Origin of the sequence: Pedobacter cryoconitis (assembly GCF_014200605.1) — a bacterium.
GTDB classification, from domain to species: Bacteria; Bacteroidota; Bacteroidia; order Sphingobacteriales; family Sphingobacteriaceae; genus Pedobacter; species Pedobacter cryoconitis_B.
The window spans coordinates 199,204-213,716 of record NZ_JACHCE010000002.1 but is presented as its reverse complement, the minus strand read 5'-3'; the positions used below and the strand labels follow the sequence as shown (position 1 = coordinate 213,716).

Annotated in this window: 15 protein-coding genes; 6 read left to right on the top strand and 9 right to left on the bottom strand. The window is 38.1% G+C overall.

Going from position 1 to position 14,513, the window contains the following annotated elements:
* The first annotated feature begins 32 nt into the window (after positions 1-32).
* From HDE68_RS06980 to HDE68_RS06970, 3 genes are all read left to right on the top strand, one after another.
* Positions 33-2,174: a transglycosylase domain-containing protein gene (locus tag HDE68_RS06980; RefSeq protein ID WP_183880362.1), complete on the top strand. Its 2,142-nt coding sequence runs from the start codon at positions 33-35 to the stop codon at positions 2,172-2,174.
* A gap of 15 nt (positions 2,175-2,189) precedes the next feature.
* Entirely contained in the window at positions 2,190-2,735 is a 546-nt protein-coding gene (gene hpt / locus HDE68_RS06975; RefSeq protein ID WP_317617689.1) for a hypoxanthine phosphoribosyltransferase, read from the top strand.
* Between the two features lie 66 nt (positions 2,736-2,801).
* The gene (locus tag HDE68_RS06970) at positions 2,802-3,461 is read left to right on the top strand and encodes a phosphatidylserine decarboxylase family protein (protein ID WP_183880360.1); all 660 of its coding nucleotides are present in this window, start codon (positions 2,802-2,804) and stop codon (positions 3,459-3,461) included.
* 694 nt (positions 3,462-4,155) lie between these two features.
* Here HDE68_RS06970 and rplS read toward each other — a convergent pair.
* The 9 genes from rplS to HDE68_RS06925 form a co-directional block, all read right to left on the bottom strand.
* Complete coding sequence (rplS, locus tag HDE68_RS06965; protein WP_041883657.1) at positions 4,156-4,503, bottom strand: 50S ribosomal protein L19; 348 nt, start codon at positions 4,501-4,503, stop codon at positions 4,156-4,158.
* A 165-nt stretch (positions 4,504-4,668) separates the two neighbouring features.
* Positions 4,669-4,941 carry a hypothetical protein gene (locus tag HDE68_RS06960; protein ID WP_183880357.1) on the bottom strand — a complete coding sequence of 91 codons (273 nt, stop codon included), beginning with the start codon at positions 4,939-4,941 and terminating at the stop codon, positions 4,669-4,671.
* Between the two features lie 165 nt (positions 4,942-5,106).
* On the bottom strand, positions 5,107-5,784 hold the full coding sequence (gene trmD, locus HDE68_RS06955) for a tRNA (guanosine(37)-N1)-methyltransferase TrmD (RefSeq protein ID WP_183880355.1): 678 nt from the start codon (positions 5,782-5,784) through the stop codon (positions 5,107-5,109).
* A gap of 11 nt (positions 5,785-5,795) precedes the next feature.
* Positions 5,796-6,323, bottom strand: coding sequence for a ribosome maturation factor RimM (rimM, locus tag HDE68_RS06950; RefSeq protein ID WP_183880353.1), 528 nt, complete (start codon positions 6,321-6,323; stop codon positions 5,796-5,798).
* A 90-nt stretch (positions 6,324-6,413) separates the two neighbouring features.
* Complete coding sequence (locus HDE68_RS06945) at positions 6,414-6,980, bottom strand: 30S ribosomal protein S16 (RefSeq protein WP_183880351.1); 567 nt, start codon at positions 6,978-6,980, stop codon at positions 6,414-6,416.
* A 137-nt stretch (positions 6,981-7,117) separates the two neighbouring features.
* Complete coding sequence (pfkA, locus tag HDE68_RS06940; protein WP_183880348.1) at positions 7,118-8,101, bottom strand: 6-phosphofructokinase; 984 nt, start codon at positions 8,099-8,101, stop codon at positions 7,118-7,120.
* On the bottom strand, positions 8,101-9,798 hold the full coding sequence (locus HDE68_RS06935; protein WP_183880346.1) for a protein-disulfide reductase DsbD family protein: 1,698 nt from the start codon (positions 9,796-9,798) through the stop codon (positions 8,101-8,103). The genes pfkA and HDE68_RS06935 overlap by 1 nt, the downstream gene beginning before the upstream one ends.
* Before the next feature lie 189 nt (positions 9,799-9,987).
* Positions 9,988-10,437, bottom strand: a complete 450-nt coding sequence (locus HDE68_RS06930) for a protein-disulfide reductase DsbD domain-containing protein (protein WP_183880344.1) — start codon at positions 10,435-10,437, stop codon at positions 9,988-9,990.
* A gap of 42 nt (positions 10,438-10,479) precedes the next feature.
* Positions 10,480-11,253 (bottom strand): biotin--[acetyl-CoA-carboxylase] ligase, encoded by a 774-nt coding sequence (locus HDE68_RS06925; protein WP_183880342.1) that lies wholly within the window; start codon positions 11,251-11,253, stop codon positions 10,480-10,482.
* A gap of 44 nt (positions 11,254-11,297) precedes the next feature.
* Between HDE68_RS06925 and rsfS the strand changes: the two genes are divergently transcribed.
* The 3 genes from rsfS to HDE68_RS06910 are packed head-to-tail and all read left to right on the top strand — an operon-like array spanning position 11,298 to position 14,504.
* Positions 11,298-11,672, top strand: coding sequence for a ribosome silencing factor (gene rsfS, locus HDE68_RS06920; protein WP_183880340.1), 375 nt, complete (start codon positions 11,298-11,300; stop codon positions 11,670-11,672).
* A 35-nt stretch (positions 11,673-11,707) separates the two neighbouring features.
* On the top strand, positions 11,708-13,801 hold the full coding sequence (ftsH, locus tag HDE68_RS06915; RefSeq protein WP_183880338.1) for an ATP-dependent zinc metalloprotease FtsH: 2,094 nt from the start codon (positions 11,708-11,710) through the stop codon (positions 13,799-13,801).
* A 58-nt stretch (positions 13,802-13,859) separates the two neighbouring features.
* Entirely contained in the window at positions 13,860-14,504 is a 645-nt protein-coding gene (locus tag HDE68_RS06910) for a lactate utilization protein C (RefSeq protein ID WP_183880336.1), read from the top strand.
* Positions 14,505-14,513: the final 9 nt, after the last annotated feature.

Genomic DNA, 14,513 nt, shown 5'->3' with positions numbered 1-14,513 from the left:
AGCGTTAAGCAATTAAACATCTATTTTACAGCATGCGTCTTCCAAAAATAAACATCCCTAAAAAATACATCAAAGCAGGTGCATGGGTTCTAGGGGTATTTCTTGTGTTAATCATCATCCTGGGTTCTATTGCTTATAGCAAAAGAGAGGCTTTACTTAAACAAATGATAGCTAAGGCTATAAAAAAAGCAGATACTGATTATGGGTTAGCCATTAAAATAGGTGATGCCGGTTTTAACGGACTAAGTACCGTGCATATGAAAAATATTTCTGTCGTACCAAAAGACAGAGACACTTTATCTACTGTGAATGATCTGACTGTAGGTGTTAAGCTCTTCCCTTTACTTTTTGGAGATGTTAAACTGGCGGAAGTTGTTTTAAATACGGGAAAAGTAAATGTGGTTTTAAAGGATAGTCTTACCAACCTGGATTTTATCCTTAAAAGAAAAAAGAAAGACAAAAAAGACAATAAAGCCAAAATTGATCTGAGCGAAATTGCACATGATGTGCTTAACCAGGTATTAAATAAGATCCCCGATGATATGGAGATGAAAAACCTGCTGTTTACACTGAATGACAACGATACCGCAAAACTGAATTTAATGACTACAACTGCCACAATTGATGGCGGAGACTTAAAATCAACTATTCTGGTGAATGATCATGAGGCGACCTGGCATATTGATGGTAAATTAAAACCAGGAAAAAAGCAAATGGACGTCATTTTCTTCGCCGATGGTCAAAAGGTAGAATTGCCTTATCTGGAGAATAAATTGCATGCTAAACTTAGTTTTGATACAGTCAGAACTGAAATGAAAAGCGCAGAATACAGCGGTGATAATTTTAAGATTACAGGTTCCTGGTCTGTAAAAAACCTATTGATCAATCATCCTAAGATCGCTTCAAACGATATTATAGTAAAGAATGCAAAGATTGATGCAGACATGCTGATCGGACCAAACTTTGTTGCGCTTGACAGTACATCAACTGTGTTTTTAAAAGATGCGGCTATCCATCCTTACTTAAAGTACACTTTATCTCCTCATAAAATATACGAAGTAAAACTGCATGCTGATGAACAGGATGCGCAGGCTGTTCTCAATGCCTTTCCGGAAGGATTATTTGAGTCGCTGGATGGATTACAGGTTAAAGGGAAAATTAAGTATGATCTCAATTTCTACCTGGACAGCAGCACACCTGACAGTCTGAAATTTAATTCTTCCCTAACCCCATACAATTTTAAAATAGTTAAATGGGGTAAATTGAACCTGCAGAAAATCAATGAGACTTTCATATACACCCCTTACGAATACGGGAAACCTATGCGTGATATCACCATTGGGCCTGCTAACCCGAACTACACACCACTGGCTCAGATTTCCAGTAATTTCAAAAATGCGCTGTTAACTTCCGAAGACCCTTCTTTTTACACACACAAAGGTTTTGTAGAGGAATCTATCCGTAAATCTTTCGTGATTAATTTCAAGGAGAAAAAATTTGTCAGGGGTGGAAGTACGATTTCAATGCAGCTGGTAAAAAACGTATTCTTAAGCAGACAAAAAACACTTGCCCGTAAAGCAGAGGAAATTCTGATTGTCTGGTTAATTGAAAACAATCGCCTCATCAGCAAACAAAGGATGCTTGAGGTCTATTTCAATATCATTGAAATGGGTAAAAATATTTATGGAATTGGTGAAGCATCCAGACAGTATTTTGGAAAAAGCCCGGCAGACCTGAGCATAGGAGAAGGTATATTTTTAGCGAATATTGTTCCGCGTCCTAAAATCGCGATGTTCAAGTTCCGTGGTGACGGTGGACTGAAAGACTATATGCTGCCCTATTTCAGGTATATGGGCAGAATTATGGCCAAGCGGGGTTTAACGCCTGCTGATACGAGTGGGTATGGCTTTTATAATGTAAGACTAAGAGAAGGTTTACGCCGTTATCTGCTGCCTGATTCGGCAAAAGTTGATACTGCTGCCTTTGACACAGATACTGATGCGCCTGTTAAAATGCAGGACGAATCAAAAAACCTTTTTGACAGGCTATTTGGAAGGTCTAAAAAGGATACCACAACAAAACAATTAACAGTACAGGACACCGTAAAAAAAACAAGAAAAGAATTGCGAAGAGAGAGACGGGAAAAACGCCGTCTTGAAAAAGAAACAAATTAACTTCGCTATAGAGAAATGATGAATACGATAGAAGTTGGAGATAGAAAGTTCGAGATATCAATCACGAACGAACGCATTAATGAGCGCACAAAATTAATTGCAGCACAGATTAACGCTGATTATAAAGATAAACGCCCGATTTTTATTGGGGTATTGAATGGCAGCTTTTTATTTATGGCAGATTTGCTTAAGGAAACAGAAATTCCATGCGAAGTAGCTTTTATGAAGGTTTCCAGCTATAAAGGTGGCTTAACCAGTACTGGAGAAATGAAAGAGATATTTGGTCTGCCGGATAATCTTAAAGACCGCCACCTGGTTTTAGTGGAAGATATCGTGGATACTGGCTTTACATTAAAGTATATATTAGAAAAAGTTTATTTACAGGAACCCGCATCTGTTCGTGTTTGCAGTCTTCTTTTTAAACCAGAAGCGATTCTTTCTCCTATTAAAGAATTAGAATATATAGGCTTTGAGATCCCAAATGAATTTGTTGTAGGCTACGGCCTTGATTATGATGAACTGGGCAGAAATCTTAAACATATTTACCGCACAGTTTCCTGATTGTGATTCTTTAGCTTGATTCCCGTAAATTTTTCACAATTTTGCATTAAACATATCTATATTTAAATGACAATACATAAAGAAGGTTATACAACCATCGCACTCTCACTCCTTTTTATCTTCGTCCTGAATGCTATCATTGACTATAGATTTGCGGATGTCACCTGGTTAAGATGGGCCGTATATATTGCTTCATTCGCCTTATTTGTTACTGTTCTCCAGTTTTTCAGAAATCCATCGAGACCTTTCGTCACTGGTAATAACCTGATTATCTGTCCTGCTGATGGTAAAGTCGTAGTAATTGAAGAGACACAGGAAAATGAATATTTCAAAGACAAAAGATTACAGGTATCTATATTTATGTCTCCTGTAAACGTACATATAAACAGAAATCCAATTGCTGGTGTGGTTAAATTTTTCAAATATCACCCTGGAAAATATCTTGCTGCCTGGAACCCTAAATCTTCTACAGAGAATGAGCGTACTACAGTTGTTGTAGAGCACGCAAATGGAACACCTGTACTATTCAGGCAAATTGCCGGAGCGCTTGCCAGAAGGATTGTATGGTATGTTAAAGAAGGTGATGTTGTAGAGCAGAGTAAAGAGTTTGGCTTTATTAAATTCGGATCCAGAGTAGATATATTCCTTCCTGTTGGTACAAAAGTTAACCTGGAACTAAACCAGGTGGTTAAAGGTGGTATCACTGTTCTAGGCGAATTAGCTTAAATACCAGCCACTTCATAAAAAATAAAAGCGGGTTAATCGCATGTGCAAATACATGTGATTAACCCGCTTTTATTTTTACCCGATTCAATCATCTCTTCCATAGCTTTATACCTTTCCACTAATGTAAGCTATTCGCGTTATAGATTATCCTGATGAGTAAAAAATGTCCGCTTTGTCCGTGCGTTAGTCAAAGGGAAAATTATAATTTCATTAATCTTCATCCGGTTATGATTTGGTTGTGCCTGAATAGAGATCGGGGTGACACCACGTTGTAAACAGCCTTTAAGCATAGGAACTCTAAGTCATTTCAACTAGTTGTTTTTACTTGGACTTGCCATGCTCTTACGTTACTTTAACACTGCTCTTACCCTAACGAGTACCCGGACAGTACTCAGGCAGTACCCGGCCGGTATAGATTGATTATTTAGCTATTTTGAATCTATTTACTAACAGCACGGCCTTGTTTCGGCTTTGAGTCATTCCCATGCAAATTGAAAGCTTTCTGCGCAACTTCCAGAGCCATAAGAGCATCCGTGACATCAAAGACTTTCTGTTTAGCGTGCCAAAATTTATACTTAAAAAAGAGCCTGCTCCACAAGTTTATGACTTGATCCCTAGCAAATGCAATAGGGTAGGTACAAACAAAAAAACCTCCCCGATATTATCGGGAAGGCCTATATATTTTGTAGAGAAATTAAACTCTCTTAGACTTGATACGAGCTGCTTTACCAGTCAATTCACGAAGATAGAACAACTTAGCTCTACGCACTTTACCGTGACTGTTAACTTCAATTTTAGCGATGTTTGGCGAATTGATTGGGAAGATACGCTCTACACCAACACCATTAGACATTTTACGAACAGTAAACGTCTCATTAGCACCTACGCTGTTACGTTGTAAGACTACACCTTGGTAAATTTGAACACGTTCTTTATTACCTTCGCGAATTTTATAGTGAACACTCACTGTATCTCCTGATTTGAATGCAGGAAACTCGTTCTTTGCGATTACCTGCTCTTCAACAAATTTTACTAAATCCATGATTTTAAGCTATTAAGCCGACTTTTTGTTGTTTAAAATCGGACTGCAATATTAGGAATTTTATTTAATAAAAAAAAGTGATTCTTGTTTTTTTTCAACATTCTTTACGAAATCCACAATAATTCTCTTTTATTTTATTTGCGAATGGAAATTATAATCCCCTTGTCATTGGCCTTTAAGTAGTTGTATAAGGCTTTTTCCATTCATTTTTGCGTTTTCCAACGCCCCGCTTTCCGTGTCAAATAAAATTTCCATAAGTTTAACTTTTTCATACGGAATATCCTGGGACTCCCCAATTTTTATCCTGCGATAATTATGAAATGTGTTCATAGAAATATTCAACATCTTCGGAATCGTCTTCATTGCAAACTTATATTCTTTAACTGTAAGCTTGTCTAAAAAATAATTGATCTTATATTTATCTATTCTTTCGCTCATTCTTATTGGATTTATTTACAAATTTTACAAGCACCTTCTGAACAGGCTACAAATATTATTTCGTAAATATATAAACAATTTCATTTGCAAATAAATAATATGGCAAATAAATTATTTATTAAAGAATATGAACAGTTTCCAGAGAATAATAAGTTAACAAAACGACTAATCTTCCAGCAAATCCGGGCGCAAACGCTGTGTACGCGCTAAAGCCTGCTCATGCCTCCAATTGTTAATCTTCAGCTCATGTCCGCTCAACAGGATTTCAGGTACGTGGTGCCCCTTATAATCGGCAGGACGGGTATATAATGGAGCATCCAGCAATCCCCCCTGGAAACTATCGCTTAAAGCCGATGTTTCATCATTAAGCACACCGGGTATTAACCTGACTATAGCATCAACAAGAACAGCTGCAGGTAATTCCCCGCCAGATAAAACATAATCACCAATCGAGATTTCACGTGTTACATAAATATCCCTGATCCGCTGATCAATTCCTTTATAATGCCCGCATAAAATAATTACATTTCCTTTTCCCGAGAGCTCATTGGCCATGGATTGATTCAATGTCGCGCCATCGGGGGTCATGAAAATAATCTCATCATAGGTTCTTTGCTCTTTTAACGCGTCAATACAACGTGCAAAAGGTTCTATTGACATAATCATACCACTGCCACCGCCATATGGATAGTCATCAACACTGCGCTGTTTATTAGTGGAGTAATCTCTCAGACTGTGTACTACTATTTCAGCAATTCCTTTACTTTGTGCCCGCTGCAGGATAGAGTGAGCAAAAGGACTTTGAAGCAGATCAGGTAAAACTGTTATGATATCAAAACGCATAGGAACAAATTTTAGTTAGACAGATAAATATCAAGCAGACCTTCTGGCAGATTAACAAGAAGCGTACCTTCATCCTCATCAATCTCAACAATCATATCATCATTCAAAGGAAACAGAATTTCTTTCTCCTTATAGGAAACTGTAGCCACAAATTGCTGAGGATATTCATTGACTTCCAGAATCTCACCAAGCTCTCCGTGAGTTTCATCAGAAACAATAAATCCCTTTAGATCAGTATAGTGAAAATCCTCATCATCACGGTCAGGCATTTTGCTGAGTGGCAAATAAACTTTTTTCTTCAGTAAAGGCTGAGCTTTATCGATATGATCGATATCATCCAGATAGATATTTCCCGTGCTGTTAGGCTGCATTTTACAAACAGATACGAAAAAAGGGACCATTTTGCCATTGATGTCCGCGAATATAACATCCAGATCCAGCAGACCTGGTTCATCATATTCGAAGTATAGCTGAATTTCGCCTTTCAATCCTTTGGTTTTGGTAAAATACCCTATATAAAATGCCTCTTCGTGCGTCATTAAAATCTAAATCAATTATATATTAAATAAAAATAGCGAAGAAAACCTTCTGATGAAGGATTCTTCGCTATAATCAAGAATTACAAAATACTATGCTTCTTCTTCTTTGCTTTCTTCTGTTGCAGGAGCTTCTTCAGTTGCAGTTTCAGCTACAGGAGTTTCCTCTGCTGCTTCTTCAGCTACAACTTCTTCTACTACTGGTGCATTTTTCAATGCGATAGCAGCACCACGGTCTGCATTTTTCTTAGCTTCAGCAGCAAGAGCAGCTTTCTTAACTTCATCTTTAGATTTAGTCAGACTGTCTTTTTTGCCTTCGATTTTACTGTCTTTAGCTACTAACCATTCTGCAAATTTAGCATCTGCCTGTTCTGTAGTTAAAGCGCCTTTTTTAACACCACCCTGTAAGTGTTTTTTGTACAGGATACCTTTGTGAGATAAAATAGTACGGCAGGTATCCGTAGGCTCAGCACCTTTGTTTACCCAGTCTAATGCTTTTTCGAAGTTAATTTCGATGGTTGCAGGATTGGTGTTTGGGTTATATGAACCTAAACGCTCAATGAATTTACCATCTCTCGGTGCGCGTGAATCCGCTACCACTACGTGGAAAAAAGGTTTGCTCTTTTTACCGAATCTTTGCAATCTGATTTTAGTTGCCATTTCTTTATAAGTTTATGTATTCAACATAGTTCCCGGAGCTTCATGCTAGCGGGGATGCAAAAGTAAGTAAAATACTAATGATAAGCAAGATGCCATAAAATTAATATGTTTTGCCAACTGGCAGCACCGATTAATTTCTATAAAGAGAGGATCTCAACCAGTTTTAACCAGACAGGACTTACTTCTTCTGCATCAATATGCTTGATAGCATGATCAAATGGAGTAAATAAAATCTCTTTATTGATTTGCCCAACCATACCACCAGATCTTCCTTCCAGAAGCCCTTCCACAGCAGCAACACCAAAACGGCTGGCCAATACCCTATCCATGCAACTAGGCTTGCCACCGCGCTGAATATGTCCTAAAACAGACACCCGGATATCATAATTAGGGAAATTCTCTTTCAGTACTTCTCCGACGTTAAAGGCACCACCTACTTCATCACCTTCAGCAACTATAATAATTTTTGAGGCTTTATCTTTTCTGCCGTATTCCAATCTTTTAATCAAACCTTCTACACCCATATTGGCTTCAGGAATCATAATAGCTTCTGCACCGACACCAATTCCGCTTCTTAAAGCGATTAAGCCAGAGTCTCTGCCCATAACTTCTACAATGAAAAGTCTGTCATGTGACTCCGCTGTGTCTCTGATCTTATCAATAGCATTAACTACGGTATTGATTGCCGTATCATAACCTATAGTAAAATCAGTTCCTGCCAGATCATTATCGATAGTCCCGGGAAGTCCGATTACCGGAAAATCAAATTCACGGGTAAATAAGTCCGCTCCCGTAAAAGTACCATCTCCGCCAATCACAACCATCGCATCAATCTCATGCTTCTTTAATTGATCATATGCTTTTTGTCTTCCTTCTTTAGTTCTGAAATCATCGCTCCGCGCAGTTTTAAGGATAGTTCCTCCACGCTGGATAATATTTGCTACGGATTTCCGGTCCATGGGAATAAAATCACCATTTATTAATCCTTCATATCCTCTAAGTACTCCTGAAACATTTAAATCATAATATATACCCGCTCTGACTACTGCCCTTATGGCAGCATTCATTCCGGGTGCGTCTCCCCCTGATGTTAATACAGCTATGTTTTTAATTTTAGTCATTATTTCTTGGATGCTTTAAATTTATCAAGACCGCTTTGCAAATAAGCAGCGTATTCTTTGGCGTCAAAAATTGCTCCCTGAGGTGCAACTAAAGGGACCAGATCATGTCCTCCCAGAACATAAAACGGTTGTGAGTTAGAATTATAAGTCGTAGCCTGGAAATCTCCGTTCCAACGGCCAAGGTCGTCTGTTGTAGTCCTTAAAATTTTAGAGTAATGAACTTTTTCCGGTGGCATCTTTACCGAGCGCTCATCTACATATAATTGTATCAGCACATATTCATCTTTAATCAAGTGCCCTACCTGTGGATCTATCCATACTTTATCTTCCATTTTCCGGCAATTCACACAAGCATGACCTGTAAAATCTATGAGAACAGGTTTATTCACTTTTTTTGCATAAGCCAATCCTTCGTCGAGGTCAAAAAAAGCATTGAAACCGTGAGGAGGATGTAATACGTCATTATATTTAACTGTTGCAGGAAAATCTGATGATCCCTGTGAGTTTCCACTACTGCTTCCACCCAAAATAAAGTCCTGCGTATTTAAAGGAGGTGCAATACCACTTAAAATATTTACAGGAGCCCCCCAAAGTCCGGGAACAAGGTACATTGCAAATGAGAAAGAGAGTATAGCAAAAAACAGTCTTGGAACAGAAACATAAGGCACATCACTATCATGTGAGAACTTAATTTTACCAAGAATATAGATTCCCATCAGGAAGAAAATTACAATCCAGAGGACAAGGAATATCTCTCTGTCAAACCATTCCCAATGCCATACCAGGTCAGCAGCCGATAAGAATTTAAGCGCTAAAGCAAGCTCTAAAAATCCCAGACAAACCTTTACACTGTTTAACCAGCCACCCGATTTAGGCATACTGCTCAGGAAACCCGGAAATATTGCTGATAAAGTAAAAGGGAGCGCTAAAGCAAGCGCAAAACCAAACATTCCTATTGCAGGGGCAAGAATTTCACCTTTAGAGCTCGCTTGCACCAAAAGAGTTCCAATAATAGGGCCGGTGCAGGAAAAGGAAACAAGCGCCAGTGAAGCCGCCATAAAAAATATACCACCTAAACCTTTGGTATCATCCGCTTTCTGATCAATCTTATTCACGAAAGAACTAGGCAGCGTAATTTCAAAAGCACCAAAAAATGAGATGGCGAAAACAATCAGCAGGATAAAAAATGTAAAATTAAACCATCCGCTGCTACTCAGCTCATTTAATTTTGCAGAACCAAAAAGCAGTGTAATCAATAAGCCAAAAGCCACATAAATAATGATAATAGATATACCATAGATTATAGCCTGGCCAATTCCTTTTTTTCTGCTCCCTGCTTTTTTAGTAAAATAACTTACAGTAAGAGGCACCATTGGGAAAATACAAGGCATTAGGAAAGCGATAAACCCTCCGATTAACCCCTGTATAAAGGTTTGCCATAATGTTTTTTCCTGCTCTGTCTGTTGTATGACCGGTGCAGGCTTAACAGCTGCCGCCACCGCTTTAACAGTGTCTTTTTTAATGCTGTCTTTAACAACAGCATTAGCAGCACTATCCGCTGCAGAACCAATCTCGGTAAACTGAATATCGTCACTTACCGCTGTAGAATCCTTGCTTTGTATCCCTGCAAAACTCTGACTGGATTGCAGAATAAGCATCGAAAGTACCAAGCCAAGCATTAAAATTAACTTTTTCATTCTTGTGTTTATTTAACCTGATCGGGTATTACCCTATTCTATAAGGCTGTGAAATTACTTATAATTTCTTGTTTAAAAAGTATAGAGTTGACGGATCGCCAATATTTTACTGTACTTCGATATTCGGAAGGGAATGGCAAAAAAAAAGAGCGTCAGGATTTCTGACACTCTTTACTAGTTATGATTAATCTATTTGACTTGTACAGAAAACTTCACCTCATCCGGAGGAAGACATTTTGTAGCATCACAAACCATAAATTCTATTGTCCCTGTGACAACAGTAGCTGGTTTATTCAATTTAATTTTCTGTTGAAATACAACCTGATTTTCAAAATAGCCTACATTCATATCAAAAACCTTTTCAAATTTAGAAAGGGCTTTAGGTTCAATTGTAGTTCCTACTTTAGTAAAATCCTTTGATGGGTTAAACTTGATCGTTGTTTTAACTGGCCCACCCGGTTTTACCGTTTGAGAATAGATATGCCATCCGTCCTGAATGGTTGCTTTAAGATAAACAATTGCTTCTGTATTACTGATCTTCTTTTGTGCATAAGACCAGGTTACCGGAGTTTCAATTTGAGCTGATGCCCCAAGAACGGTAAACAATAACAATGCAAATACTAAGGTTATTCTTTTCATGTTTATAAATTATATTGGTGTTTATGAAATGATAATTGGTGTTTATGATTGAATAAATTCAATTTCTTTAAAATTATAGGTCTTTACCCCATTACTAGTCTCTAAACTTAACAGCCCGCTCTCGCTTACATCTGTGATTATTCCCTCAATTATCTCGCCATTTTGTCTGTAATTGGCCTTTACATTAAACCGATACAGAGAATTAAGGTATTCATTACGCAGATTTGTGCAGCTTCCGGCTTTCAGTTTCAAATATTCCTCTTCTATATGACTACAAATTTCTGCTAAAAGCGCTGTTAAATCAACATGCCTTTGTAAAATTTGAAAGATAGATCCTGCACGCCATTGTAACTCAGCTTCAAAAACCTCTTGATTAACATTAATCCCAATTCCGACTATACAGGCCTTAATACGGCTTCCAGACACGATATTCTCTAATAGCATTCCTCCTATCTTTTTATCGCCAAAGTAGATATCATTTGGCCATTTGACAGTTAAACCAGTACCCGTAATACCTGAAAGGGCTTTCTGAATTGCTATACTGATAGTCATATTCAGGTTAAATTGCTCGCTAAGCGAAAGAAAAGAAGGATGCAGAAGAATGCTAAAAGTCAGGTTTTTGCCCGGTTCTGCATGCCATTTGTTTCCTACCTGCCCTCTGCCCTCATATTGATTCTCTGCCATAATAACAGTTCCTTCGGGTAATGGCTCGGAATTTGACACCATCCTTTTCAAAAAATTATTGGTAGAATCAACTGCTAATAATTTGATAAGATTTTGACCAACAAATAGTGTTGAAAAAGTGTTATTTTGCAATAGTTGATTTTATAGTTGTTATTTATCAAAAATAAAACATTTTAATGGTAAAAAAGAAATTAGTAAACCTTTCTACCTACCTTTCAGAAATAGCCGTTCAAGGCATGCAGGAAAAAAAGGGCCACGATATAGTCCGTCTGGACTTAAGAGAATTAAACAGCTCCGTATCAGATTATTTTATAGTTTGCAACGCAGACTCATCTACACAGGTTAAAGCTATCGCTGATAGTGTAGAAGACGAAATTTACAAAAACACAGAAGCCACGCCGTGGAGAAAAGAAGGATTAGAGAACGCAGAATGGATAATCCTGGATTATTTTGACGTTGTTGTTCATATCTTCAGAACTGAAAAAAGAGATTTTTACGGGATCGAAGATTTATGGGGCGATGCTCAGACCACTTCTTATCAAAGCGCATAACCAGTTACAACCTTATACATTTTTTTGAATCAACGATGAAAGAGAAAGAAAATACTAAGCCCAAATTAATAAAGAGAATACCGAACATTCCCAAAAAGCCTCAAAAAGGTTCTAGTTTTAACATATTCTGGGTTTACGCTGCTATCATTTTAGGCCTTGTCCTGGTTTCCGTTTTATTTACCAATGATACCAATAAAACAATAACGTACAAGGAATTTGAAAAGGACATGCTTGCTCCGGGAGATGTTCAGAAGATTGTTGCCTACAAATATGAAGACCTGGTCAGGGCTGATGTATTTATCAAACCAGACCGTCTGAATCAGGAGAAATACAAAAAATACCAGACTAAAAACAATTTCGGATCAACCGGAGGCCCTACAGTATCTTTTACTGCCGGATCAATGGATGCATTAGATAAGCAATTATCAGAATCCCAAAAAACTCTTCCGCCTGATGCTCAGATTCAGGCTGATAAAGAAACCAGACAAAGTACATTCAATTCATGGTTCTTCACAGTAATTATTCCTGTGTTGTTATTCATCGGATTCTGGATCTTTATTATGCGTAAAATGGGTGGTGGTGCCGGCGGTGGCGGCGGACAGATTTTCAATATTGGAAAATCTAAAGCAACTCTTTTTGACAAAGAAAGCCAGGTAAACGTAACTTTTAATGATGTTGCAGGTCTTGAAGAAGCCAAACAAGAGGTTATGGAAATTGTAGATTTCCTTAAAAACCCTAAGAAATATACCAACCTTGGTGGTAAGATACCAAAAGGAGCATTGCTTGTCGGTTCTCCTGGTACAGGTAAAACCTTATTGGCTAAAGCAGTTGCAGGTGAAGCTCAGGTCCCATTTTTCTCCCTGTCAGGTTCTGACTTCGTAGAGATGTTTGTTGGAGTTGGTGCATCACGTGTCCGCGACTTGTTTAAACAGGCTAAAGATAAAGCGCCATGTATCATCTTTATTGATGAGGTGGATGCGATTGGCCGTGCCCGTGGTAAAAACAGCATGATGGGTGGTAACGATGAGCGTGAAAACACTTTGAACCAGTTATTAGTAGAAATGGATGGATTTGGTACAGATTCAGGAATTATTATTCTTGCTGCAACTAACCGTCCTGATGTATTAGATAGCGCTTTACTTCGTCCGGGAAGGTTTGACAGACAGATTTCTATTGACAAACCAGATTTAGTAGGCAGAGAGCAGATCTTTAAAGTTCACTTGAAACCTATCAAAACTGATGTCGTTGTAGATGCTAAAAAACTTTCTGCACAAACACCTGGTTTCGCTGGTGCTGAAATTGCAAACGTTTGTAATGAAGCTGCATTAATTGCTGCCAGAAGAAACAAAGAATCTGTTGATATGCAGGATTTCCAGGATGCAATTGACCGCGTTATTGGTGGTTTAGAAAAGAAAAACAAAATCATTTCTCCTGAAGAGAAGCGCATAGTTGCTTACCATGAAGCCGGACACGCTATCGCTGGCTGGTTCCTTGAACACGCAGATCCATTGGTTAAAGTATCTATTGTACCGCGCGGTGTTGCTGCTTTAGGCTATGCACAATATTTACCAAAAGAACAGTTCCTGTATACTACAGAACAGCTGACTGACGGTATGTGTATGACTATGGGAGGCCGTGTTGCAGAAGATCTTGTTTTTGGTAAAATATCTACTGGTGCACAGAATGACCTGGAGAGAATTACTAAATTGTCTTATGCAATGGTAACTATTTATGGAATGAACAGCACCATTGGTAACGTTTCTTTCCATGACCCTCAAAATGAATACAACTTCAATAAACCATATTCAGAGAAAACTTCTGAACTGATCGATATTGAAGTACGTAAACTGATCAATGAGGTTTATGTCAGAACAATGCAGTTATTAGTTGACAAAAGAGATGGATTAGAGAAACTGGCAGAAAAGCTATTGGAAAAAGAAATTCTTTTCCAGGCAGATCTGGAAGAAATCTTAGGTAAACGTCCTTTTGACAACCGTACTACATATGATGAATTCGTGAATGGCACCGGCGATCAAAAGCCTGCTGCTGAAGGTTTACTTCACGAAGGTGTTGGAGAAACAACAGATCCGTCTGCTCCTTTAATATCGCCTTTAAATTCTGAATCTTAATAATTAACTTTATGGAGCTGTCACCAGGTATACTGGTGACAGCAAATCCATTTTTTTTATGCAAGAGAATATTTCCTCAAAGGAGTTGATGCTAAAAAAGATAAGGAAAGCTCTGCTTGAAAAAAGAGATAACCCTTATCCTAATTTAGAAGAAACCCCGCTTTATAAAGCTAATACAGAGATTCCGGAAATTTTATTTGCCGAACAGCTCACTGCTGTATCCGGCAATTTTATTTATTGCGAAGATGGTGTTGAATTTATTGAAAACATCCTGGAACTGGCTGATAAGTTTAAATGGAGAAAAATCTATTGCTGGGAAACTGAGCTTCAGAATTTACTTTCTACTTACGAATTTCCTTTTTATAAGACCGACAAGGACTTTGAAATGGCCGAAGTAGGTATTACCATGTGCGAGGCTTTAATTGCCAGAAACGGCTCTATATTACTCAGCAATCAAAATGAAGCAGGGAGAAGGCTAAGCATTTTTCCGCATCACCATATCGTCATTGCCAGAACCGGGCAGATGGTAATGGATCTTAAAGATGGCTTTCAGCTCATCAAAAACAAATATGGATCACAGCTTCCATCTATGATCAGTACAATTACAGGTCCCAGCAGAACAGCTGATATTGAAAAGACACTTGTCCTTGGTGCACATGGCCCAAAAGAATTATTTGTTTTTTTAATTGATGATTTCTCTTAAATTTTTGTT

Excerpts from the sequence above, each read along its gene's own strand:
- HDE68_RS06980 (WP_183880362.1), top strand. The coding sequence starts at position 33 with ATGCGTCTTCCAAAAATAAACATCCCTAAAAAATACATCAAAGCAGGT.
- hpt (WP_317617689.1), top strand. The coding sequence starts at position 2,190 with ATGATGAATACGATAGAAGTTGGAGATAGAAAGTTCGAGATATCAATC.
- HDE68_RS06970 (WP_183880360.1), top strand. The coding sequence starts at position 2,802 with ATGACAATACATAAAGAAGGTTATACAACCATCGCACTCTCACTCCTT.
- rplS (WP_041883657.1), bottom strand. The coding sequence starts at position 4,503 with ATGGATTTAGTAAAATTTGTTGAAGAGCAGGTAATCGCAAAGAACGAG.
- HDE68_RS06960 (WP_183880357.1), bottom strand. The coding sequence starts at position 4,941 with ATGAGCGAAAGAATAGATAAATATAAGATCAATTATTTTTTAGACAAG.
- trmD (WP_183880355.1), bottom strand. The coding sequence starts at position 5,784 with ATGCGTTTTGATATCATAACAGTTTTACCTGATCTGCTTCAAAGTCCT.
- rimM (WP_183880353.1), bottom strand. The coding sequence starts at position 6,323 with ATGACGCACGAAGAGGCATTTTATATAGGGTATTTTACCAAAACCAAA.
- HDE68_RS06945 (WP_183880351.1), bottom strand. The coding sequence starts at position 6,980 with ATGGCAACTAAAATCAGATTGCAAAGATTCGGTAAAAAGAGCAAACCT.
- pfkA (WP_183880348.1), bottom strand. The coding sequence starts at position 8,101 with ATGACTAAAATTAAAAACATAGCTGTATTAACATCAGGGGGAGACGCA.
- HDE68_RS06935 (WP_183880346.1), bottom strand. The coding sequence starts at position 9,798 with ATGAAAAAGTTAATTTTAATGCTTGGCTTGGTACTTTCGATGCTTATT.
- HDE68_RS06930 (WP_183880344.1), bottom strand. The coding sequence starts at position 10,437 with ATGAAAAGAATAACCTTAGTATTTGCATTGTTATTGTTTACCGTTCTT.
- rsfS (WP_183880340.1), top strand. The coding sequence starts at position 11,298 with ATGGTAAAAAAGAAATTAGTAAACCTTTCTACCTACCTTTCAGAAATA.
- ftsH (WP_183880338.1), top strand. The coding sequence starts at position 11,708 with ATGAAAGAGAAAGAAAATACTAAGCCCAAATTAATAAAGAGAATACCG.
- HDE68_RS06910 (WP_183880336.1), top strand. The coding sequence starts at position 13,860 with ATGCAAGAGAATATTTCCTCAAAGGAGTTGATGCTAAAAAAGATAAGG.